22 protein-coding genes and 1 riboswitch are annotated in these 24063 nt (G+C 44.5%); of the genes, 6 read left to right on the plus strand and 16 right to left on the minus strand.

All coding sequences use genetic code 11. The features are described from left to right. The first annotated feature begins 597 nt into the window (after positions 1-597). Both nhaB and dsbB read left to right on the plus strand, forming a co-directional pair. Positions 598-2190, plus strand: coding sequence for a Na(+)/H(+) antiporter NhaB (gene nhaB, locus OCV52_RS10565; protein ID WP_137408091.1), 1593 nt, complete (start codon positions 598-600; stop codon positions 2188-2190). Positions 2191-2336: 146 nt separating this feature from the next. Beyond that, a complete protein-coding gene (gene dsbB, locus OCV52_RS10570) occupies positions 2337-2846 on the plus strand; it encodes a disulfide bond formation protein DsbB (protein WP_137408100.1) in 510 nt (169 codons plus the stop codon). Positions 2847-3215: 369 nt separating this feature from the next. Here the strand turns inward: dsbB and OCV52_RS10575 are convergent, their stop codons facing one another. Continuing rightward, entirely contained in the window at positions 3216-3836 is a 621-nt protein-coding gene (locus tag OCV52_RS10575) for an SEC-C metal-binding domain-containing protein (RefSeq protein WP_137408090.1), read from the minus strand. Positions 3837-4016: 180 nt separating this feature from the next. On the opposite strand from OCV52_RS10575, the gene dusC reads away from it, so the two are divergent. Further along, positions 4017-4973, plus strand: coding sequence for a tRNA dihydrouridine(16) synthase DusC (gene dusC, locus OCV52_RS10580; protein ID WP_137408089.1), 957 nt, complete (start codon positions 4017-4019; stop codon positions 4971-4973). Between the two features lie 98 nt (positions 4974-5071). On the opposite strand, the gene OCV52_RS10585 is transcribed toward dusC, so the two are convergent. Together OCV52_RS10585 and yfbV are read right to left on the minus strand one after the other, a co-directional pair. Further along, complete coding sequence (locus OCV52_RS10585) at positions 5072-6040, minus strand: ABC transporter substrate-binding protein (protein ID WP_137408088.1); 969 nt, start codon at positions 6038-6040, stop codon at positions 5072-5074. Between the two features lie 270 nt (positions 6041-6310). Further along, positions 6311-6763 carry a terminus macrodomain insulation protein YfbV gene (yfbV, locus tag OCV52_RS10590; RefSeq protein WP_137408087.1) on the minus strand — a complete coding sequence of 151 codons (453 nt, stop codon included), beginning with the start codon at positions 6761-6763 and terminating at the stop codon, positions 6311-6313. 344 nt (positions 6764-7107) lie between these two features. Here yfbV and OCV52_RS10595 point away from each other — a divergent pair, with 344 nt between their 5' ends. Both OCV52_RS10595 and pta read left to right on the plus strand, forming a co-directional pair. Then, positions 7108-8304, plus strand: a complete 1197-nt coding sequence (locus OCV52_RS10595) for an acetate kinase (protein ID WP_004737356.1) — start codon at positions 7108-7110, stop codon at positions 8302-8304. Positions 8305-8443: 139 nt separating this feature from the next. Then, the gene (gene pta / locus OCV52_RS10600; RefSeq protein ID WP_105057414.1) at positions 8444-10609 is read left to right on the plus strand and encodes a phosphate acetyltransferase; all 2166 of its coding nucleotides are present in this window, start codon (positions 8444-8446) and stop codon (positions 10607-10609) included. 81 nt (positions 10610-10690) lie between these two features. On the opposite strand, the gene OCV52_RS10605 is transcribed toward pta, so the two are convergent. The 11 genes from OCV52_RS10605 to moaA form a co-directional block, all read right to left on the minus strand. Then, positions 10691-11629, minus strand: coding sequence for a glutathione S-transferase family protein (locus OCV52_RS10605; protein WP_137408086.1), 939 nt, complete (start codon positions 11627-11629; stop codon positions 10691-10693). Between the two features lie 205 nt (positions 11630-11834). Beyond that, a complete protein-coding gene (gene oppF / locus OCV52_RS10610) occupies positions 11835-12830 on the minus strand; it encodes a murein tripeptide/oligopeptide ABC transporter ATP binding protein OppF (protein ID WP_061033797.1) in 996 nt (331 codons plus the stop codon). Then, positions 12827-13801, minus strand: a complete 975-nt coding sequence (gene oppD, locus OCV52_RS10615; protein WP_170222456.1) for an ABC transporter ATP-binding protein — start codon at positions 13799-13801, stop codon at positions 12827-12829. Before oppD ends, oppF begins: the two co-directional genes overlap by 4 nt. Before the next feature lie 52 nt (positions 13802-13853). After that, positions 13854-14756 (minus strand): oligopeptide ABC transporter permease OppC, encoded by a 903-nt coding sequence (gene oppC, locus OCV52_RS10620; RefSeq protein ID WP_137408084.1) that lies wholly within the window; start codon positions 14754-14756, stop codon positions 13854-13856. A gap of 12 nt (positions 14757-14768) precedes the next feature. Beyond that, complete coding sequence (gene oppB, locus OCV52_RS10625) at positions 14769-15689, minus strand: oligopeptide ABC transporter permease OppB (protein WP_017107312.1); 921 nt, start codon at positions 15687-15689, stop codon at positions 14769-14771. Between the two features lie 116 nt (positions 15690-15805). Then, a complete protein-coding gene (locus OCV52_RS10630) occupies positions 15806-17437 on the minus strand; it encodes an ABC transporter substrate-binding protein (protein WP_137408083.1) in 1632 nt (543 codons plus the stop codon). A gap of 630 nt (positions 17438-18067) precedes the next feature. After that, a complete protein-coding gene (gene moaE / locus OCV52_RS10635) occupies positions 18068-18523 on the minus strand; it encodes a molybdopterin synthase catalytic subunit MoaE (protein ID WP_137408082.1) in 456 nt (151 codons plus the stop codon). Between the two features lie 2 nt (positions 18524-18525). Further along, positions 18526-18771, minus strand: coding sequence for a molybdopterin synthase sulfur carrier subunit (gene moaD, locus OCV52_RS10640; protein WP_004737346.1), 246 nt, complete (start codon positions 18769-18771; stop codon positions 18526-18528). Beyond that, positions 18768-19247 (minus strand): cyclic pyranopterin monophosphate synthase MoaC, encoded by a 480-nt coding sequence (moaC, locus tag OCV52_RS10645; RefSeq protein WP_137408081.1) that lies wholly within the window; start codon positions 19245-19247, stop codon positions 18768-18770. The genes moaD and moaC overlap by 4 nt, the downstream gene beginning before the upstream one ends. Before the next feature lie 12 nt (positions 19248-19259). Further along, positions 19260-19772, minus strand: coding sequence for a molybdenum cofactor biosynthesis protein B (gene moaB / locus OCV52_RS10650; protein ID WP_004737344.1), 513 nt, complete (start codon positions 19770-19772; stop codon positions 19260-19262). 79 nt (positions 19773-19851) lie between these two features. Then, positions 19852-20841, minus strand: a complete 990-nt coding sequence (gene moaA / locus OCV52_RS10655; protein WP_004737343.1) for a GTP 3',8-cyclase MoaA — start codon at positions 20839-20841, stop codon at positions 19852-19854. Next, positions 20830-20982, minus strand: a riboswitch (molybdenum cofactor riboswitch). Its footprint overlaps the gene before it by 12 nt. Before the next feature lie 194 nt (positions 20983-21176). Between moaA and OCV52_RS10660 the strand changes: the two genes are divergently transcribed. Continuing rightward, positions 21177-22064: a YvcK family protein gene (locus OCV52_RS10660; protein WP_102426541.1), complete on the plus strand. Its 888-nt coding sequence runs from the start codon at positions 21177-21179 to the stop codon at positions 22062-22064. A 79-nt stretch (positions 22065-22143) separates the two neighbouring features. On the opposite strand, the gene luxU is transcribed toward OCV52_RS10660, so the two are convergent. After that, positions 22144-22488, minus strand: coding sequence for a quorum-sensing phosphorelay protein LuxU (gene luxU / locus OCV52_RS10665; RefSeq protein ID WP_061033803.1), 345 nt, complete (start codon positions 22486-22488; stop codon positions 22144-22146). A gap of 23 nt (positions 22489-22511) precedes the next feature. Further along, entirely contained in the window at positions 22512-23900 is a 1389-nt protein-coding gene (gene luxO, locus OCV52_RS10670) for a quorum-sensing sigma-54 dependent transcriptional regulator LuxO (RefSeq protein ID WP_032553998.1), read from the minus strand. Positions 23901-24063 lie beyond the last annotated feature (163 nt).

The following is a 24063-nucleotide window of genomic DNA, read 5'->3' on the forward strand; positions in this document are numbered from 1 at the left end:
TCATACCACTAGTAAAGGCGAGCGGAAACACCCTCAAAAATTTTACTCCCCCAAAACACCAATAGAGCTAAAGCTCTAAAGTTAAGCTCATGTTTCCGTCCAAGGTTTGCAAAGCAAGTCTATATAAACCAGCATTTCAACAAATAATTAACACAATAAATCTTCTTTAAAATCAACGATATTGGTCATATTTTCAAAGCCACCAAATTGCAACATTAAGTTGTAATAATCATATATAAACCGTCTTTATTCTGTAAATTTCAATCATTTCGCTGAAATATTGATTCTAGTCGGTTTTTATCACATTTTAAGTGGTATGCTTCCGCTACTTTGATCGCGTTTCTCACACAAAAAAGAGGTATTTTAGGTGCTACAGGGCTTTTCCTGTTGACTAAATGTTATCTAAGAGTAGAGTTGCGCTCAAAAATAAGCAGTGCTTGAGTTTCTAAGGGAGTGACTTGGCAAGACCACAGAACGTTACATGGAATGTAGTTTTTCTAAGTCACTGTTAGTTATAGTTTTTAACACTTTCTATAGCTCGATTCTCAAAATGTTGTATTGCTTGTCTATTCATAATCAACATAAAAGAGTATTAACATGCCGATGTCTCTCGGAAACGCTTTTATCAAGAATTTCCTTGGTAAAGCTCCTGATTGGTATAAACTTGCCATCATTTCCTTTTTAATCATCAACCCGTTTGTTTTCTTCCTAGTTGACCCATTTGTTGCGGGCTGGCTATTGGTGGTTGAGTTTATTTTCACCCTAGCTATGGCTCTCAAATGCTACCCTCTTCAACCGGGTGGCTTATTGGCAATTCAAGCCGTTGCGATTGGCATGACCAAACCTGAAATGGTTTATCATGAGCTGCAAGCAAACCTTCCAGTATTACTCTTATTAGTATTCATGGTTGCCGGCATTTACTTCATGAAAGAACTTCTTCTGTTCATTTTCACGAAGATACTGCTCGGCATTCGTTCTAAGATCATGCTTTCTGTCGCCTTCTGTGTTGCAGCAGCATTCCTATCAGCTTTCCTAGATGCACTAACTGTAATCGCCGTTGTGATCAGCGTGGCTGTGGGCTTCTACTCGATTTACCACAAAGTGGCATCGGGCAAAGGCTCTAACTCTGCACACGACCATACTCACGATGAAGAAATCTCTGAACTAACTCGTGAAGACTTAGAAGACTACCGTGCTTTCTTACGTTCGCTACTGATGCACGCAGGTGTAGGTACTGCGCTAGGTGGTGTAATGACCATGGTTGGTGAACCACAAAACTTAGTTATCGCTAAACAAGCAGGCTGGGAATTCGGTGAGTTTATTATCCGTATGCTTCCTGTAACATTGCCTGTTTTCTTCTGCGGTATTCTAACTTGTGCGCTTGTCGAGAAATTCAAAGTATTCGGTTATGGCGCAAAGCTTCCAAACAACGTTCGCCAAATCCTAGTTGAGTTTGACAACAAAGAACGTGAAAACCGAACTAAACAAGATGTTGCAAAGCTTTGGGTTCAAAGTGCAATCGCAGTTTGGCTTATCGTTGGCTTGGCACTTCACGTTGCTGAAGTTGGTTTAATTGGTCTTTCAGTTATCATTTTAGCGACTGCGTTTACAGGTGTAATCGAAGAGCACTCTATGGGTAAAGCTTTTGAGGAAGCGCTACCATTTACTGCGCTTCTTGCTGTGTTCTTCGCTGTCGTTGCAGTAATTATCGACCAAGCACTATTTAAGCCAGTAATAGATGCGGTACTTCACGTTGAAGATAAAGGCACACAACTTGCCCTCTTCTATGTAGCCAACGGTATTCTATCGATGGTTTCAGATAACGTATTCGTAGGTACGGTTTACATCAACGAAGTGAAAACTGCATTGATTGAAGGCATTATCACTCGTGACCAGTTCGACCTACTAGCTGTTGCTATCAACACAGGTACTAACCTACCTTCAGTTGCAACACCAAACGGCCAAGCTGCGTTCCTATTCCTATTAACATCTGCACTTGCTCCGTTAATTCGACTGTCTTATGGCCGTATGGTAATCATGGCGCTGCCATACACTATCGTGCTGGCACTGGTTGGTCTTGCAGGCATGATATACTTCGTGGAACCGATGACAGCGTGGTTCTATGACGCAGGCTGGATCATTCAGCGTACAGGTGAAGCGGTTACTCCAGTGATATCTGGTGGTCACTAAGCTACACACTGTGTCGCAAAGCACAAAATGTGTAACTCACTAATCAAAAATATTAGTTGATTAGGAAACTTATCCAAGATAAAAAGCTCTGAGTATTCAGGGCTTTTTTATTTTTAGACGGGATTTAATTCGTGAACTTTTTTGTAATGCTCAAAGACTTCTCTAAGGGACGTTTATCTTGGCTTTTACTGCTGGCTTTTGTTGTATTTTTTGAGGCATGTGCCCTTTTCTTCCAGCATGTCACGATGCTTGGCCCTTGTGTCATGTGTATCTATGAGCGTGTGGCAATGCTTTCTATTGGTGTCGCAGCAATCATAGGCGCCATTGCCCCTAATAACCCTGTATCGCGCTGGCTTGGCCTTGCTGGCTGGGGATTTGGCGCATACAAAGGTTTAACGTTGGCTTTGGAGCACGTTGATTACCAGTTCAATCCGTCTCCATTTGCGACCTGTGACTTATTCGTAACCTTCCCTAGCTGGGCACCTCTAAACCAATGGGCTCCGTGGATGTTTGAAGCCTACGGCGACTGCAGTAAGGTCGTATGGCAGTTCTTGTCGCTTTCTATGCCGCAATGGCTTGTCATAATCTTTGCGGGCAACTTGGTAGCGTTCGGTTTCGTGGTAATTTCTCAATTCGTTAAATCTAAAAACAATTAGGGCGTGTTGACCTTTCGTAGTTAAACTTTGTTCGGATGGGGACGCCTAGTCAAAAGCGTTTTAATCGCGGCGAGGGAGAAGTAGCCTAGTCATTCTAAGCAAATCTCCCTCAACAAAGAGTAAAACGCTTTTAGCCAAACCTTCCGGGCAGCGTTTGCTGGTCATTTCTACTACGTTATCGGCTTCTCATGTAGACTAGCTACACATCAAAGCCTCTGCCTTGTATAAATCCCCAGCAATTCGCTGCAAAAATCAGCTCGAAAGATCAACACGCCCTAGTCACTCACGCTTTACAAAAACTAAAAAGTCGACCTTAGGGTCGACTTTTTAGTATCGGGTCTGTCTTACGCTTTAGAGCGCAGTAAACGATTAACTGTTCTTACCACAGCATTGCTTGAACTTTTTACCGCTTTCACACGGACAAGCATCGTTACGACCGATATCTTTAAATGGATTCACGCTCTGCGACTTATTACCGAGCATCGCTTCATCAGCAGCCAATGCAACCTCAGAAATCATTAAGTCAACTTGGCCAACAAGATCAGCAAGTGCTGGCGGGTTCTCTAGTCCAGCCGTCACCATTTGCTGCTGAGTCTGCTCTTCATCAATCGCAAGCATCAATGTCGTCAGTAAAGCTTGTAGCATACGTAGTGTGCCATCAGCGACACTCACAGTTTGCCATTGCTCTTCAACGGTTGGCCACACCATCATGAAGCCTTCTGCGAAATCAGCGAACAGCTCGGTAAAATCGCCTTCAGAAAGTACATCTGTAAGTAAGTATTCACTACGCTGAATAAGATTGTGTTGGCGATTGATCTGTTCTGTCACGATTGCCACAAGCGCTTCACCTGCTTCTGGAGCAATGATCGCAAGCCACGCTTCAGGCTCTAGCGGCTTAGTGGCTAGGTTAGAAGCAAGAATGGCCCCTTCAAAAAACTGCGGGGTAATGTCTGTAATTGATTCTGGTAGGCTTAATAATTGATATGTCATGAAAGCTCTGGATATTGGGGCATTTTCAATATTATAACGCTATCACGTGCGATATGTCGCCTTTAACCCATAGAGCCGCTCTCCATATAGGCAAAGCCACACTCATAGTGACAAACATGTAGGCAAGCCGTACAATCACGCCTCTTTATTTTCAGGACAGAGATGTTTCGGTAGATCAGCATGCGAGTAATACTTGGCCCTATGGAGGGCGTTCTAGACCACCTAATGCGTGAAATTCTCACTGAGCTCAATGATTACGATCTCTGCGTAACCGAATTCGTGCGTGTTACTGATCAACTATTGCCGCCGCATGTATTCCATCGCTTGTGCCCTGAGCTTCATCAAGGCTCTCAAACGATGGCGGGCGTTCCTGTCCATGTACAGTTACTCGGTCAACACCCGAAATGGATGGCAGAAAATGCGATTCAAGCTGCGAACCTTGGTGCCAAAGGTATCGATCTAAACTTCGGTTGCCCAGCAAAAGCGGTAAATAAGAGTAACGGTGGCGCATCTTTACTGAAAGAACCTGAGCTTATCTACCAAGTTGTTAAAGCGACCCGAGAAGCCGTTCCTGAGCACATCCCTGTTTCCGCTAAAATTCGTTTAGGCTGGGAACACCCAGATGAGTGCTTTGAGATTGTCGATGCGATTGAACAAGCCAAAGCGGACGAACTGACGGTTCATGCAAGAACCAAAACCGGTGGCTACAAGGCAAGTGAAATCAAGTGGGATTACATTAATCAGATCCGCCAGAAGACATCGCTACCTTTGATCGCGAATGGCGAAATATGGAATTATCAAGACGGTCAAGATTGCATTAAAACGACAGGTGTCGATTCACTCATGGTATGCCGAGGCGCATTCAACGTTCCAAACCTTGGTAACGTGGTCAAGCACAACCACCAGCCAATGCCATGGATAGAGGTTATTGCTCTGCTGTTGCGCTATTCAGAGTTCGAAATTGAGGGCGATAAAGGTCTTTACTATCCAAACCGTGTAAAACAGTGGTTTGTGTACCTGCGTAAAGAGTACCCAGAAGCGGAAGAACTGTTCCGAGAAATCAGAACCTACAAAAAAGCCGCGCCTATTGTCGAGCAGATCAAACGCCACCAAGAGCTGTACAATCAGCCTGCATAGCTCTCCCCTCTCGAACTGTCTATTTAAGCATTTCGACTGAACAACGTGGCTAGAATTCAATACGATCTTTACCGGTCGTTATAGCCACGTAAAGCTTCTCATTGCTGATGTAGCTTCGCTCGTTCCACCACAGATTCAGGTATCGTCACACCCAATTTTTGAGCAGCCTCTAAGTTCACCACCAATTGCGAACTCTGGGCAGTCTTTACACTCAACTTGCCAGGCTTTTGCCCGTTCAAAATCGCGGCAACATAATCGGCGGTTTGTACACCAACGTCGTAATAATCAAGGCCCAAACCTGCTATAGCTCCCTTGCTAACATAAGACATCGCACCCGCCACTACCGGAATGCCCTCTTGGCTTGCCGCTTTAATAAGGCCTTCCACACCACTAGCCACCGTATTGTCGGTCAGCGCATAGATGACATCAGATCGCTTTGCCAATAATTCTGCTTTTGATTCCACATCTTCGATGGTCAACGCTTTTTCAGTATGAAGCTCATAGCCAAAGTCTCGGCTTGCTTTCTTCAGTAACGCAATTAAGGCGACAGCGTTCGATTCAGCCGGGTTATAAACCACACCGATGGAGTTAGCCTCTGGCAACAACTCTTTGATCAATGAGACATGCTGAACAATCGGGGATAGATCAGAAAGACCGGTTACATTTCGCCCTGGTTTTTCGAGTTGTTTGACAAGCCTTGCACCGATAGGATCTGTGACAGCCGTGAACACGATAGGAATAGACCGAGTTGCCGAAACCAGCGCCTGTGAGCTTGGCGTCGCGATACCGACCAACACATGAGGATTTTCGCTGACGAGCTCTCTGGCTATTTTCGCTGCCTGCGCTGGATTGCCTTCCGCCATTTCGTAAGAAAACTCGAGATTTTTCCCAGGCTCATAACCTTTTGCTCTTAGCCCTTCAAGAAGCCCTAAACGTGTCGCGTTTAAATCTGGGTGATCGACCACTTGTGACACCGACACTTTCGCAATGTTTGCCATCACACTGCTAGTCCATAGCAGCAGAGAACAGCTCAAAACTGCCGTTAATACTTTTTTTACTAAACCCATTCACACTCCCTGAATCAAGCTTCCATTGTTATTGCTCGATCAAAGAGAACAACATCAAATCACTATTGATATTATTACCAGTAACAATTGATAACTTGAAGTGATATTTAACAAAAACACAACAAGGCTCGAATTATGCGAGGAAAGCTAGGTTTGCTTTGGGATACGATAAGAAATGGGGTGAATAAGATATGCAAGTGTTAGCTCTGAGAGCAAGCAAGTATGTAGAATATCGATGCTCTCAGGCCTATAGGGAGATGTGAGGTGTTTTTAGAACCAGCGCTCCATTGACGACTTGTCTAACTGACGAAAAGCGCGGTTAAGGATAATGGCTAATTCTTTATAACGAGGGCGCGGCTTCATCGGCTCTAACGCGAACCCAGTGTCAGTGATCTTTTCGTGTAACTCTCGATACCAAGAGACCAAAGCCGGCGGAAGTTGAGTGTTTGAACGGTTACCTAACCACCACATGCCTTGAAGTGGCAAGCTAATAGCGAACAAAGCCATGACCACAGCTTGTGGCATTGCTTGGTAATTATTAAAAACCATTTGCGTAAGAACACTGATAGCAGCGATCGCAGGCATTACCTTAACACCAAAGCGCGTCGCTTTAATGATGCGTTGCTCTGGGAAAATAGCGTTTAACTCTTTTCGAACAGGCCAGAGATCCATGTACTTTTGGCCATCTTTTAAACTGCCAGCTAAACCAACTCTATTGCTCATATGAGTCTCCCATTAAAAAAAAGTTGAAATCATCAACTAAAAACACAAAAATTTGACGAAAAATAATATTCTTTCAAATTTTTTTGTTATATTTGCACAATATCGCTATTATTTGCAGACCTCAATCTCATTGTTGCCCTTATTTACAATTTAAGCAACTTTGAGAAGACTTCTGCAAGGAATGCACAAGCCGCTTTTGCTTAAAAAGTGCGCTTTCACTTTAATACGGAAATTAACGTTTTTTTGACCAAGGTTAGTACGCAAGCTAGCGAGCTTCGTCTATTCTTGAGATTAATTTTCATCCTTAACTGATTTCGATCAGAAAAATTAACAGGTAGTCATTAATGTCTAAGCTAGTTTTAGTTTTAAACTGTGGTAGTTCTTCTCTTAAATTCGCTGTTGTTGATGCAGAAACAGGTGCAGAGCACCTAACTGGTCTTGCTGAGTGTCTAGGTCTTCCAGAAGCTCGTATGAAGTGGAAACTTGACGGCAAGCACGAAGCACAACTAGGCGCGGGCGCAGCTCACGTAGAAGCACTATCTTTCATGGTAGAAACTATTCTTGCTTCTAAGCCTGAGCTTAAAGCTAACCTTGGCGCTATCGGTCACCGTATCGTACACGGCGGCGAGCAGTTCACTCAATCTGCACTAATCACAGATGACGTTCTTAAGGGTATTCAAGACGCTGCGACTTTCGCACCTCTTCACAACCCAGCTCACCTAATCGGTATCGAAGCTGCTCAACAGAACTTCCCAGGCCTTAAAAACGTTGCTGTATTTGACACTGCGTTCCACCAAACAATGCCTTCTGAGTCTTACCTATACGCTCTACCGTACAACCTGTACAAAGAGCACGGCATCCGTCGTTACGGCATGCACGGTACTTCTCACCTATTCATCACTCGTGAAGTTGCAGGCCTACTAAACAAGCCAGTTGAAGAAGTTAACATCATCAACTGTCACCTAGGTAACGGCGCTTCTGTATGTGCAATCAAGAACGGTAAATCTGTAGATACTTCTATGGGCCTTACTCCTCTTGAAGGTCTAGTAATGGGTACTCGTTGTGGTGACCTAGATCCTGCAATCATCTTCCACCTACACGACGCTCTTGGCTACTCTGTTGAAGAAATCAACAACATGCTAACTAAAGAGTCTGGTCTTGCTGGTCTAACTGAAGTGACTTCTGACTGTCGTTTCGTTGAAGACAACTACGGTGAGAAAGAAGAAGCAACTCGTGCAATGGACGTGTTCTGTCACCGTCTAGCTAAATACGTTGCTGGTTACACTGCAACTCTAGAAGGTCGTCTAGACGCAATCACTTTCACTGGCGGCATCGGCGAGAACTCTGGCCCAATCCGTGAAATGGTTCTAAACCGCCTAGGCATCTTCGGCATCGAAGTTGACGGTGAAGCTAACCTTAAAGCTCGTTTCGGCGGCGAAGGTACTATCACTACAGCTAACAGCCGTATCCCTGCAATGGTTATCTCTACTAACGAAGAGCTAGTAATTGCTGAAGACACTGCGAAACTAGCAGGTCTTTAATCAAATTTAGGACCGCAGGCTTTAACGAGTCGGCGGTCTTTTGATAAAAATGGGGCTCAGCTTCTATTCCTATTCCTACCCTTAAATAGGAATATGAAGTTGAGCTTTTTTAATCCAATAGCTAAAGGTACTCATACGAATGTCTCGTACTATTATGCTTATCCCTACTAGTGCTGGTGTTGGTCTAACTAGCGCAAGCATGGGTGTTCTTCGCGCAATGGAGCGCAAGGGCGTTAAGGTTTCTTTCTACAAACCAATCTCTCAACCACGTTCTGGTGGCGACCAACCTGATCTAACTTCAACTATCGTTGGCGTAAACAGCGATGTTAAGATCGGTCAACCTCTTGCTATGTCTGTTGCTGAAAGCCTAATCGGTAACGACAACATGGACGAGCTACTAGAAACAGTTGTTGAGCGTTACAACCAGATCAACAAAGATGCTGACGTAACTCTTATCGAAGGTCTAGTACCAACTCGTAAGCACCCATTCGCTAACCAAGTGAACGCAGAAATTGCTGCAACATTAGGTGCAGAGATTGTACTTGTTGCAACTCCGGGTACTGACAACCCTGCTCAACTTAAAGAGCGTATCGAAGTAGCATGTTCTAACTTCGGCGGCACTAAGAACAAAAACATCTCTGGCGTTATCATCAACAAGCTTAACGCTCCAGTAGATGAAGCAGGCCGTACTCGCCCTGACCTATCTGAAATCTTTGACGATGCAGACAGCGCTCAGCAAAGCGAACTAAAAGTAATGGAGATCTTCAACACTTCTCCAATCCGTGTTCTTGGTTGTGTGCCTTGGAGCATCGAGCTAATCGCTACTCGTGCTGCAGATATGGCTTCTCACCTAAACGCTGAGATCATCAACGAAGGTGAACTGAATACTCGTCGTATTAAGAGCATCACTTTCTGTGCGCGTTCTCTACCGCACATGATTGAACACTTCAAGCCAGGTTCACTACTTGTGACTTCGGCTGACCGTCCTGACGTTATCGTTGCAGCAGCACTTGCAGCAATGAACGGCGTTGAGATTGGTGCTGTTCTTCTAACTGGTGGTTACGATATCCCTGCGGAAATCCAAGACCTAATCAAGCCTGCTCTAGAGACTGGTCTTCCAATCTTTAAAGCACAAGGTAACACTTGGCAGACATCTCTGAACCTACAGAGCTTCAGCCTGGAAGTACCAGCAGACGATAAAGAGCGTATCGAGTTCATCAACGAACACGTTGCGGGTCACATCGATGGCAACTGGATCGAGTCAATGACGGAAGGTACTGAGAAGTCTCGTCGTCTAAGCCCACCAGCATTCCGTTACCAACTAACTGAGTTCGCTCGTAAAGCTGGCAAACGTATCGTTCTTCCTGAAGGTGATGAGCCACGTACAGTTAAAGCTGCGGCTATATGTGCAGAGCGCGGCATTGCAGAATGTGTGCTTCTAGGTAACCCTGAAGAAATCCGTCGTGTTGCAGCACAACAAGGTGTTGAGCTAGGTGCTGGCGTAACGATCATCAACTCTGATGAAGTGCGTGAAAACTACGTAGCTCGTCTAGTTGAGCTACGTGGCGCGAAAGGCATGACTGAAGTTGTTGCTCGTGAGAAGCTACAAGACTCAGTATTCCTAGGCACAATGATGCTTGAAAACGGTGAAGTAGACGGCCTGGTTTCTGGTGCTGTTCACACTACTGCGAACACTATCGTTCCTCCGTTCCAAATCATCAAGACTGCACCAGATGCGTCTATCGTATCTTCTGTATTCTTCATGCTACTGCCTGACCAAGTACTGGTTTACGGTGACTGTGCGATCAACCCAGATCCAACAGCTGAACAGCTTGCTGAAATCGCTATCCAATCTGCAGATTCTGCTGCGGCATTCGGTATCGACCCACGCGTTGCTATGATCTCTTACTCTACTGGTGAATCTGGTAAGGGTGCAGACGTAGATAAAGTACGTGAAGCGACGAAGCTTGCTCAAGAGAAACGTCCAGATCTAGTGATCGACGGTCCTCTACAATACGATGCTGCTATCATGGAAAACGTTGCTGCTTCTAAAGCACCGAACTCTCCAGTAGCTGGTAAAGCGACTGTATTCGTATTCCCAGACCTAAACACTGGTAACACGACTTACAAAGCGGTACAACGTTCAGCAGATCTAGTATCTATCGGTCCAATGCTTCAAGGTATGCGCAAGCCAGTAAATGACTTGTCTCGTGGCGCTCTAGTAGACGATATCGTGTACACAGTAGCTCTAACGGCTATCCAAGCAGACCAAGCTGCGCAAGCTGAAGAAAAAGTAGTTAACTAATTTTCTTTTTCAGAAAGCAAAAACCCTAGATGTTTATCTAGGGTTTTTTACGCCTGAAGAAAAGCGAATTAATTAATGATTCTAACCACGTCCGTGAGGCGAATCTAAATCCAGATCAGGTCCTTTAGGCACCACTTGAGTCGGGTTGATACCAGTGTGGCTGTAATAGTAATGACGCTTAATGTGGTAGAAATCCGTCGTCTCTTTAATACCCTCTATTTGATAGAGCTCTTTTAGATAACCTTGGATATGTTTGTAATCCGCAATTCGTTGCTTGTTACACTTGAAGTGACCCACATACACAGCATCGAATCGAACCAAGGTCGTGAACAACCGCCAATCCGCTTCAGTAATCTGCTCTCCCGCTAAATAACGGTTCTCACTAAGATGCGCATCCACTTTATCTAACGCTTCAAATAACGCGTCATACGCCTCTTCATAAGCTTCTTGTGTAGTTGCAAATCCAGTACGATAAACGCCATTGTTGATGTTCGGATAGATGTAGTCGTTCCATTCGTCAATCTTGCTCGCCAACTCCCATGGGTAGTAATCATCGGTGTTGCCCGTTAGCTCATTAAATTCTGAGTTAAACATGCGGATGATTTCAGACGACTCATTGCTCACAATGGTATTGGTTTTCTTATCCCATAAAACAGGAACCGTGACTCGACCTGAATAGTCCGGTTTGGCTTGGGTGTAGATTTGGTGCATGCGAGTATGACCAAACAACGGCTCAGGTAAGCCCATTTGCCAACCTTCACTCATCATATCCGGGCAAACCACCGTCACATCAATATGATCTGTTAGGTCTTTAAGTTCTCGGAAGATAAGTGTGCGGTGTGCCCAAGGGCAAGCTAACGATACGTATAGGTGGTAACGACCACTTTCTGGCTCAAATGGCGCACCGGCCTTATTCTCAACCCAGTTACGAAAGCCCGCATCTTCACGAACGAACTTACCACCACTTTCTTTAGTGTCGTACCACACATCGTGCCAAACACCTTCAACTAACTTACCCATATCCAAACCTCTGTGATGCTAACTTTTCTCTAGTATAAAAAAAGCCAACTTTTTCAAAACTAGAAGAAGTTGGCTTAGTTGTTCGAATTATTTGATGAGGCTGTTGAGCTAAATATAGGAACTAGGCCTGCAGTACAAAAAAAGCGCGACTCTAAAAACTAGTCGCGCTTAAGCCTGTCACAGGCTGAACCGTTTTAAATTGGCTCTAGACTTGTACGTGCAAGCAAGATACTGCGTGAACGTCATCGCCTTGAATTGTCGGCTTAGTTTGTGCACAAGCTTCTGTAGCTTGTGGGCAACGAGTACGGAAAACACAACCTGATGGTGGGTTAATTGGCGATGGTAGATCGCCCTCCAGCATCTGGATTGTTTTACTACGCTCTAAGCGAGGATCTGGAATAGGAACCGCAGACATCAACGCTTTGGTGTACGGGTGCTTTGGATCAGAAAACAGTGCATCTGATTCACCCAACTCAACCGCATTACCCAAGTACATTACCAATACACGGTCTGAGATGTGCTTAACCACTGACAAGTCGTGCGCGATGAATACTAACGAAAGACCTAGCTCTTTTTGTAGCTCTTTCAGCAGGTTAACAACTTGAGCTTGGATAGATACGTCAAGTGCCGAAACAGGTTCGTCACAGATGATCATCTTAGGCTTCAAGATAAGTGCACGTGCGATACCAATACGCTGACACTGACCACCAGAGAACTCGTGCGGGTAACGGTTGATTACGTTTGGCAGTAGACCTACCTTCGCCATCATCTCTTTAACGCGGTCCTTCACTTCCTGCTTAGAAAGTTCTGGGTAGAACGTCTCTAGCGGCTCAGCAATAATGTCACCAACTGACATACGTGGGTTAAGCGATGCTAGTGGGTCTTGGAAGATCATCTGAATCTCTTTACGAGTTTCGCGACGTTGTACTTCTTGCATCTTAGTTAAGTCTTGACCCAACCACATGACTTCACCGTCAGTTGCTTCAACCAAACCAATGATTGCACGAGCAAACGTCGATTTACCACAACCAGACTCGCCTACTACACCCAGCGTCTCACCTTCGTAAAGGTGGATATCAACGCCATCAACTGCTTTTAGGTTTGAAGGTTTTGCCCAAGGCCACGCTGATTTAGCCGCAATGCTAAAGTGAACTTTCAAGTCTTTAATATCTAATAATAACTGCTTATCTACTACGCTCATTTTGTCCAAGCCTCCCAATCAGAAAAACAAGCACGCTGACGGTCGCCTTGACCAAATGGAGTCAGAATCGGTGCTTCTTGCTTACAACGGTCCATTACACGGTGACAACGGTCTTGGTAAGGACAGCCTGTTGGCAGGCGAAGTAAGTTTGGTGGGTTACCTGGAATAGTCGGTAGGATCTCACCTTCTGTATCCAAACGAGGGATCGCTTTCAGTAGACCTTCCGCATATGGGTGACTTGGGTTGTAGAAGATTTCATCAACCGTACCGTACTCCATTGTACGACCTGCGTACATAACAAGTACTTTGTCACAAGAACCCGCAACAACACCCAAATCGTGGGTAATCATGATGATTGCCGTATTGAACTCATCTTTCAGTTCGTTCAGCAGTTCCATAATTTGTGCTTGAATGGTTACGTCCAATGCTGTTGTCGGCTCATCGGCGATAAGCAACTTAGGACGACAAAGTAGCGCCATTGCAATCATTACACGCTGACGCATACCGCCAGAGAATTCGTGGGGGTACATGGTGATACGCTTACGTGCTTCAGGGATTTTAACCGCCTCAAGCATGCGTACTGATTCTTCGAATGCTTCCGCTTTACTCATGCCTTTGTGCAGCATAAGTACTTCCATCAGCTGATCACTTACTTTCATGTAAGGGTTCAGTGATGTCATCGGATCTTGGAAGATCATCGCGATCTGTTCAGCACGAACTTTGTTCAGTTCTTTTTCTGGAAGGTTAAGGATCTCTTTACCTTCGAATTTTGCACTACCAGAGATGATGCCGTTTTTTGCCAACAACCCCATGATAGAGAATACAGTCTGTGATTTACCTGAACCTGACTCACCAACAATACCCAGCGTTTCGCCTTGGTTAAGTGAGAAGTTCAAGTCGTTTACTGCGGTTACGATACCATCTTGCGTGGTAAATTCGACGCGCAGGTCTTTGACATCTAATAAGCTCATCATTGCTTCCTTAATCTTTTATAGCTTTTGTAGTTTTATTTGCTATTAATTTTTATCTGTCTTTTGGATCAAGCGCGTCGCGCAGACCATCGCCTACGTAGTTAAAGCAGAACAGCGTGACTACCATGAATGCCGCAGGGAATGCCAGTTGCCAAATTGCAACTTCCATTGTTTGCGAACCTTCTTGAAGCAATGCGCCCCAGCTTGTCATAGGCTCTTGAACACCAAGACCAAGGAAAGATAAGAATGATTCTGTAAGGATCATGCTCGGAATAAGCAGCGTAGAGTAAACCGCTACGATACCTAGAACGTTTGGAACGATGTGACGTGTAATGATCTTCCATTTGCTTACACCACATACGTGTGCAGCTTCAATGAACTCTTTACTACGTAAACTCAGCGTTTGGCCACGTACGATACGCGCCATATCTAGCCAAGCAATCGCACCAATCGCAACGAAGATGAGAATGATGTTACGACCAAAGAATGTCACTAGAACGATTACTAGGAACATGAATGGTACTGCGTACAATATTTCTAAGATACGCATCATCACTCGGTCAGTACGGCCGCCGATGAAGCCTGAAGCTGCACCGTAAAGCGTTCCAATCAATACTGCTACAAAGGCACCCATCACACCAACCATCAATGAGATGCGGCCACCAATTAGAGTACGTACATACAAATCACGACCTAAGCTATCGGTACCAAACCAGTGGTCAGCATTAGGACCTACGTGCATTGCATACCAGTCGGTATCATCGTAAGTATACTGAGCCAGCATCGGCAAAAAGATAACCGCCAGTACCATAATAGTAAGGATGAACAGGCTGACCATCGCCGCTTTGTTACGCATGAAACGAATACGAGCATCCTGCCATAAACTACGACCTTCAATCTCCAAACTCTCAGAGAACTTTTCGATCGCTTCTAAATTTTCTTTTTTCTTCAACATAACCAGTCCCTGTTAGTAGCGAATTTTCGGGTCAATAACCGCTAACAAAATATCAACAATCGCGTTAAACAAGATGAATAGGAAACCAATCAAGATAGTTACACCCATTACAAGCGAGTAGTCACGGTTGAACGCGGCGTTAACAAAAAGCTTGCCGATACCTGGTAGGCCGAAGATGGTTTCAACAACGACTGAACCTGTGATGATACCTACGAAGGCTGGCCCCATGTAGGAAACAACAGGCAGCAGTGCTGGCTTAAGAGCATGTTTAATAACAATATAACGATAGCTTAACCCCTTCGCGCGAGCAGTTCGGATAAAGTTACTGTTCAGTGTTTCAATCATTGAACCACGAGTGATTCGGGCAAAAGTTGCAACGTAGAGGAACGACATTGCAAGGACAGGCAACACAAGATATTTCGCCGAACCGTCTAACCAACCACCAGCAGGGAAAAGATTAAAATGTAACGAAAATACGTAGATCAAAGCGGGGGCAAGTACAAACGAAGGCATAACAACCCCGAGCATGGCTGTCGACATGATGGTGTAATCAATCCAAGTATTGTGTTTTAACGCAGCGATGGTACCAACGGAGACCCCCATGATGACCGTAAAGATAAAGGCGATGAAACCGACTTTGGCCGATACTGGTAGCGCAGCAGAAATCAGTTCATTAACCGAGTAATCCAAATACTTAAACGAAGGGCCAAAATCACCTTGTAGGATATTGGTCAGGTACGTGGTGTACTGCTCAAAAACTGGTTTATCTAGGCCATATTTAGCTTCAATATTTGCCATAACTTCTGGCGGTAGAGCACGTTCGCTTGAAAACGGGTTACCTGGGGCGAAACGCATGAGACAAAAAGAGATAGTGATCAGCACCAACATGGTTGGAATTGCTTCAAATATTCTTTTCATAATGAATTTAAGCATAAACTCACTCTTTTAGACTGTGACAATGAAAATGAAGGAAGCGCTACATGCGCAACCTGCGCATGTAGTGCCAATATCGTTATAGTTATGTTAACTTTTGAGGGTAGAAATGGTGATTATTGCGCCTTGATATACAGGTCTTTTGAATAAATCATTTCTTGTGCGTTATTCGCAGGGAAGCCACCGACATGAGGATTCAGTAGACGAGTCTTCACATATTGATAGATAGGGACAATCGGCATTTCTTGAGCCATAAGCTTTTCAGCCTCTAAGTACAAAGCTTTACGCTCTTGCTCTGATGTAGAGTGAATGGCATTGTCGATTATAGTGTCGTATTGCTTACTGCCCCAATGCTGGCCGCCGCTGGTGTTTTCACTTGTCATGAGCGTGAGGAACGTCGATGCTTCATTGTAGTCACCACACCAGCCTGCTCGTGCAACTTCGAAATTGCCCGTATCCTTAGAAGACAGATAAGTTTTCCACTCTTGGTTCTCAAGCGTAACTTTTAAACCCAGTGTTTTTTTCCACATAGAGCCAAGTGCTACCGCCACTTTCTTGTGGTTCTCATCCGTATTGTAGAGAAGAGTAAATTCCAAAGGGTTGTCTTTGGTATATCCGGCTTCTGCTAACAGGCGAGCAGCTTCCGCATTACGTTCTTTTTGCGACATTTCAGCATATTGCGGTAACTCGGGATCAAAACCAGCTGTAATTTCAGGCGTTAAGAAGTATGCAGGTTTCTGGCCTTGCCCCATAATAGCATTTGAGACGATATCGCGATCAACCGCATAAGAGATAGCTTTACGAACACGAACATCGTCAAAAGGTTTTTTGTTAGTATTGAACGAGTAGTAATAGCTACAAAGGTTACCGACAACAGAAAGATCCTCAGGATGTTCTTTCTGCATGCGTTTGAAATGCTCAATTGGTAAATCATAGGAGATATCGATTTCACCCGAGAGAAAACGGTTCATCTCTGCATTAGAGTTTTCGATAGGGAGGATAGTTACCTTGTTAATAACTGTTTTGTCATTATCCCAATATTGTTCATTGCGCTTAAAAACCATACGCTCGTTAACGACCCACTTGTCAAGCACATAAGCGCCATTACCAACAAAATGCCCGGGTTTAGTCCACTGATCGCCGTACTTCTCTACCGTTGCCTGATGAACTGGCTTGGTCGAGGTGTGCCCCATCATCATCACAAAATAAGGAACTGGAGTTTCAAGTTCAACAACTAATGTATGTGCGTCTACTGCTTTCACACCTAGTGTACTTTTATCTTTTTTACCCTCAATAATTTCTTTGGCATTCGCCATCTTAGTAAATTCCATATACCAAGAATAAGGAGAAGCCGTTGCAGGATCAACAAAACGCTGCCAGCTGTAAACGAAATCTTGAGCGGTTACAGGGTCGCCATTGGACCATTTTGCGTCTTTACGTAAGTGGAAAGTAAAGGTTTGGTTGTCTGTCGTTTCCCAGCTTTCTGCTACACCAGGAATAGTATTACCATCACTGTCTTGGTTGACTAGGCCTTCTAGAAGATCGCGAATAACGTGAGACTCGGGTACACCTGATGACTTATGAGGGTCAATAGTCGCAACCTCAGTTCCATTACCACGAACGATTTCTTGTTTTTCTGCTAGCTTAGTACCCGCTGGTACTTCAGCAGCAATAGAAAGAGTAGAAGAGGCAGCCACTGCCAAACCAGCACCTAGAAGAAGGGCCTGAGTGATTTTATTCTTGTACATTTAGTAAACTCCAAGTTTTATGTATTGCATCCATGACATCTTTGCAAAGCTCACTGAACGGCAGTGATTTAGATTGAATTAGCTTATATTTTAAGCACAAAAACCTAAAACCTTACAAAGACAGAAGCACACACTACCAATCATTGGATCTATTTTCCACATACAAGTCGTAAAATATGGATAATTCTCCAACAAAATCAAGATTTCAGGATAAATATCTAATAAAAACCAAAATGCATAGCGAGATGTGTGTGTGCACTTCGACATTAACCATATTTAATCTTATAAAATGATTTTATAAGTACTGCATTCGTTATCATATGTTTAAAATCGCAGGGAATTTAACACCCAATAAACAACAAGAACAAATAATGATTACATTCACCCGCAGTTGGATACAGTTTTTGTGATAATCATCACTTGAAGATAATCAACAGTATCCCCTTATAAGACATCCCCCTTACCGTACAATGAACTCCTAAAAAATAGTTTTGAATTTAAACTTATAAATAGCGACTAAAACCGCGAAACATTTTATTTATATATCTATTTTTAGAGTACAAAAAAAAGCCAACCTCAAGGTTGACCTTCATTTCACAAACATCATGACAAAACCTGCCACTTGATTGCTTACTTCATCCAGCGTTCTGCCGCTTTTGCATCCGAATCGCGAGAATCAACCCAACGAGTCGTTTCTGTCGTTCTTTCCTTTTTCCAAAACGGCGCTTTCGTTTTTAAGAAATCCATCACAAACTCACACGCTTCAAAGGCGGCACCACGGTGTGCACTTGATACACCAACGTAAACAATCTGGTCACCGATATCGAGATCACCCACGCGGTGGATAACTCGCATCTTCTGGATAGGCCAGCGCGCTTCGGCTTGATCACAAATCTCGCTCAACGACTTCTCTGTCATTCCAGGGTAATGCTCCAGAGACAAACCAATCACGTTGTCGCCCAAGTTCATGTCGCGAACTTTACCAACGAACGTCACAATCGCTCCGGCAGCTGTACCTTGAGCCAAGTAGTCGTATTCTTCGCCTACCGAGAAGTCCTCGGCTGTCACTAATACTCTTGGGTCCATGCTTAGCCTCCAGTCACTGGTGGGAAGAATGCTACTTCGTCGCCGTCTTTCACTTCAGTTGTCAGAGGTACGATAGATTGGTTAAGAGCTGCCAGAAGTTTGCCCTCTTCCAAAGCAATATCCCATTTACCTTCTTGTGTCACAAGATGACTGCGAATCGCTTCAATCGTCTTAAACTGTGCATCCACTTCGACGCTGTCCACACCAACAAGTTCACGAGTTTGAGCAAAGAAAAGTACTGTAATCATGATTCCACCTTGAAGTGACCAGATTTACCACCTGTCTTCTCTAGCAGACGTACATTCTCGATAACGATATCCTTCTGAACAGCTTTACACATATCGTAAATGGTTAGCGCAGCAACTGAAGCTGCCGTTAGCGCTTCCATTTCTACGCCCGTCTTACCAGCAAGCTTACAAACAGATTCGATACGAACCTTGTTTTCAGACTCGATAGCCTCAAGCTGCACTTCTACTTTCGTTAATAGTAGAGGGTGACAAAGCGGAATCAGATCCCACGTCTTCTTAGCCGCTTGAATACCCGCAATACGTGCCGTGGCAAAAACATCACCCTTGTGGTGTCTACCAGAGACAATCAGTTGCAGCGTTTCAGCAGACATTTGCACGAACGCTTCTGCTCTCGCTTCACGTACCGTTTCAGCCTTAGCCGATACATCGACCATGTTCGCTTCGCCAGACGCGTTAATGTGTGTAAATTGGCTCATACTCAAACCGCCTTATACAGAAAGGTGTGGCATGAAGTTACAAGGGCGGTGGCTAGCATCCATCTGTTGCTTGATGATCTTAGTCCAACCCGTGCGACAAGCACCGGTAGAGCCTGGCATTGCAAAAATAACCGTGTGGTTAGCAAAGCCCGCAATTGCGCGAGATTGAATTGTCGATGTACCGATCTCTTCGTAAGATACTTGACGGAATAGCTCACCAAAGCCTTCAACTTCTTTGTCGAATAGTGGCTTAAGCGCTTCAGGCGTGCTGTCACGAGATGTGAAGCCTGTACCGCCAGTGATCATGATCGCTTGTACGCTTTCGTCAGCAATCCATTTAGATACGATCGCACGGATCTTGTACATGTCGTCAATAACGATTTGCTTATCAACTACGTTGTGGCCTGCTTCTTTAGCATTTTCAGCTAAGTAACCACCTGACGTATCGTTTTCTTCTGTACGTGTATCTGAAACTGTTAGTACTGCGATGTTTGCTGCTTGAAATTTGCTTTCTGCGTGACCCATTTGTTCACCTATATAAAATTAGACTGATTCGCCCAGCTTAAATAAGCTGAGCGATAAAATACGCTTGAGTGTGTGCGGGTTAACCGCCGATTGACGCCAAGTTTGGAGTCATGCCGCTGTTGCCATCATGTAAGAAGTGGCTAACGGACTTGGTTTGTAGCTGAGCCTGTATTCGATCGATGAGCTCTTGCTCTTGTTGATCTTCTTGAATCAAATCTCTCAGTTCAACACCGTGATCGCCAAACAGACATAAGTGAAGTTTACCGGTCGCAGAAACGCGCAGTCGGTTACAGCTCTCACAAAAGTCTTTCTCGTAAGGCATGATCAAACCAATTTCACCCTTGTAATCTGGGTGAACGAACACTTGCGCAGGGCCATCATTAACGGCTCTCACTTTAAGCAACCAACCATTAGCAATAAGTTGGTTACGAATCGCGACACCTGACACATGATGTTTATCAAACAACTCGTCCATCTCGCCAGTTTTCATCAGCTCAATAAAACGCAGTTGGATCGGTTTGTCTTTGATCCAGTTAAGGAAGGCAGGCAACTCTTGGCTATTGAGGTCTTTCATCAATACTACGTTTACTTTGACTTGTTCAAAGCCAACCTCAAACGCTTTATCAATGCCTCGCATTACCTCAGTAAACTTATTCTCACCAGTAATCTGATGGAACATGCGCGGATCTAAGCTATCTACGCTTACGTTAATGTGAGTTAAACCAGCATCACGCCACTGCCCTACTTGTTTCTCCATGCGGTAGCCGTTAGTTGTTGTAGCAACTTTTTTGATACCTGGAGTGTTGGCAACGGTTTGAATAATTTCGGGGAAGTCTTTACGCAGGCTCGGCTCTCCGCCTGTAATGCGGATCTTTGAGGTGCCACAATCTGCAAACGCTTTAACGACACGTTTGATCTCAGGGACACTTAAAAAAGACGAGTTTTTTTGCCCTGACGGTTTGTAGCCATCTGGCAAGCAGTAAGTACATTTAAAGTTACAGACGTCTGTAACCGACAAGCGCAAGTAATAAAACTTGCGATGGAATCTATCTTCGAATTGTTGCGCCACGGAACACCTTTCCAAACACGGGAGGCATAATCATTTCCAATTAAGCCCTTGTGACAACATGTCACTGGCTCTTGATGCGTATCGGTACAGCAAATACCACTGTGCGACTTAGCATACGAGAGCTCGGAGTTATGGCAACCGCACGTTATATTCACACGCGCAGTAGCTGGGTAATAAAATACTTAATATTTGTACGTGAATCTAGCTTTGATGACAAAAAACGGGTCACATTGGCAAAAAAAACGTATCAAACGCTCAAAATAACTCTTGTTGAGTATCTGACAAGAAGCATTTAACCTAAATTATAGTTGGTAATAATCTAACAAGAATAAAAAATGAATATTTACACTTCAAAGAAGGTGGTCGCAATCGGTGGCGGCCATGGCTTAGGTCGCATGTTGGCGGCATTAAAAGATTTCGGTAGTAACGCCACGGGCATTGTTGCTACAACAGATAACGGTGGTTCAACCGGACGAATTCGAGATTGCCAAGGTGGTATCGCATGGGGTGATACTCGTAACTGCATCAATCAATTAATCACTGAGCCGTCAATCAGCTCGATGATGTTTGAATACCGTTTTCGCGGTCAAGGTGAACTCGACGGTCATAACTTGGGTAATCTGATGCTGACCGCACTAGACAACCTCTCGGTTCGTCCATTAGAAGCGATTAACCTGATCCGAAATATGCTCAAGGTCGATGTCAATATCGTCCCTATGACCGAACACCCGTCAGACCTTACCGCCCTATCTATGGATGGGCGCTGGGTAACAGGTGAAACCAATGTGGATGACATGACAGAAAAGCTACGCATGATGGACTTGTCGCCGGAAGTGCCAGCAACTAAAGAAGCCGTTGCTGCAGTTGAGCAAGCGGACTGCATCGTTCTTGGACCAGGGAGCTTTTTGACCAGTGTGATGCCACCACTTCTGCTCCCAGAGATTGGTAAAGCTATTTCCGAAAATACCCGTGCTAAGCTTATCTTCGTCGAAAACTTATCGCCAGAGCATGGTCCTGCCGGGAAAATGACACTTCAAGAACAGCTTGAGTGGTGTGAACGTACCTGCAAGGCACGCAAGATAGACATTATTCTTGGTAATGAGCCTCACCCTGAACTTGAAGGACAATGGAATTGTGTCACCACTGATCTTGCGTCGGCCAACCGAGACTGGCGCCATGACCGAGTGAAGTTACAACAAGCGATCGAAGCTCAGTTGGCTTAAACCACAAGCCAGCTCAAACAACAGAAACTAAAAAAGGAGCATTACGCTCCTTTTTTAGTTTATATAGTAATTCTCTGCTTTAGAGATCCGTCATCAACTGCTGATATTCTGTGTATGTCGAAAGCAGTAGTGACTGCATATCTTCAAAATCACCATCGGTAATAGGCAGAGACTGTTTCACTTTACTGTCTAAATCAATCGCGAAACTGCACAAGGAGTCAGCACCAAAGCTGGCAGCGCTGCTCTTTAGAGCATGGCTAATATCCGCCAGATACTTGGAGGTATCCGACTCTTTATTTATCTCTAGGTGCTCATAGTAGCCTTTTAATTCTCCTAAAAAGATCTCCAGTAACACCGGAACATTCTCTTGCCCTATTTCACCGGCAAGCTCATCAACTTTTTGTTGATTCAATACTTTGGTCATTGTTATTTCTTTTCGTTTGGTGATTACTGCTTTGCATTCCACGCTTGCAATTTACGGTAGATGGTCGATGGACTTACATCCAAGAAACCAGCTGCTCTTGGAATGTTGCCATCACACGCTTTGATGGCCTGCTCGATGGCTGTTTTTTCAGTGATCCACAGCGGGAAAATATCCTTAACTGTGATGTCTTCACTCTGCTTCTCTTTCAAACGTAGACTGTTTTCAATTGGCTGGTTTAGTGGTGGCGGCAACATGTTGAGCGTAATCTCTTTACCATTGTTCAATACCACAACATTTCGCAATACGTTTTGCAGCTGACGAACGTTACCCGGCCACTCATATTGATTAAAACGATCCAGCACTTCCTGAGCAAAACGCACAAACGCTTTACCCTCTTCCACTGACATGTAACCTAGCAGTGAGTATGCAATCTCGATTACATCTTCACCACGCTCACGCAATGGCGGCAAGTGCAGAGGAATTACATACAAACGATAGTATAAATCTTCTCTAAAGCGCCCTTCTTGAACTTCTTTCCAAGGATCGCGGTTGGTCGCACAAACAAAACGAACGTCGACACTCTTCATCTTCGACGAACCTACTTTTTGGAAGGTGCCTGTCTGAATAAAACGCAGAAGCTTGGTTTGCAGTTCAAGGTCCATCTCACAAAGCTCGTCAAGGAACAAGGTGCCTCCATCAGCTAGCTCAGCCGCGCCTTGACGGTCTGTTGCCGCCCCTGTAAATGCCCCTTTCACGTGACCAAACAGTTCACTTTCAATCAAGTCCTTGGGAATCGCCGCACAGTTAATGGCGATAAACGGTTTATCGCCACGCTTACTCGCAGCATGAATCGCTTCTGCACACACCTCTTTACCGGTACCACTTTCACCGGTTATGAAAATACTCGCTTTACTTGATGCGGCAGAGTCAATAGTTCGATACACCTGCTGCATAGTTTGGCTACTACCGATGAAACCTTGATAGTTCTGATTTCCAGGGTGCTCTGAACTATTCTTTAATTTCGTCGCTTTGCGTATTGCGTTGTTGACCGTAATACGTAGACGGTCGGCTTCACACGGTTTGATAAGGAAGTCTTGAGAACCATGACGCATAGCTTCAACTGCAGTATCAATCGAACCGTGAGCTGTCATGAAGATAACAGGCACCTCAGGGTACTTTTGTTTAACCGCAAATAGCACGTCCATACCCGTCATATCAGGTAGACGTAAATCTAATAAAATTAGGTCAGGGATTCGATGATTCAAACTCTCAATTGCATCGCGGCCGGTGCCGACAATGTTGATATCAATTTCCAGCGGTGTAAGATACGAGCGGTACAAAGCTGCTACCGAGGCGGTATCCTCTACCATCAACAAATACTTTGATTTGTTATCTAGCGTTTTTGATTGCATATCCTAGCCATTTATAATTTGCATTTCTTATTATAGTCGCATTCCGCTTTGCATTATGCAAATTAGCCACAATATTTGTATTGTATTTCTATACCGACTTCAAACAATCAATGTTTTATCTATGTGGCATGAACGATGCAGTTGTGTAATTGACCTTCGGGTC

Origin of the sequence: Vibrio chagasii (assembly GCF_024347355.1) — a bacterium.
GTDB classification, from domain to species: Bacteria; Pseudomonadota; Gammaproteobacteria; order Enterobacterales; family Vibrionaceae; genus Vibrio; species Vibrio chagasii.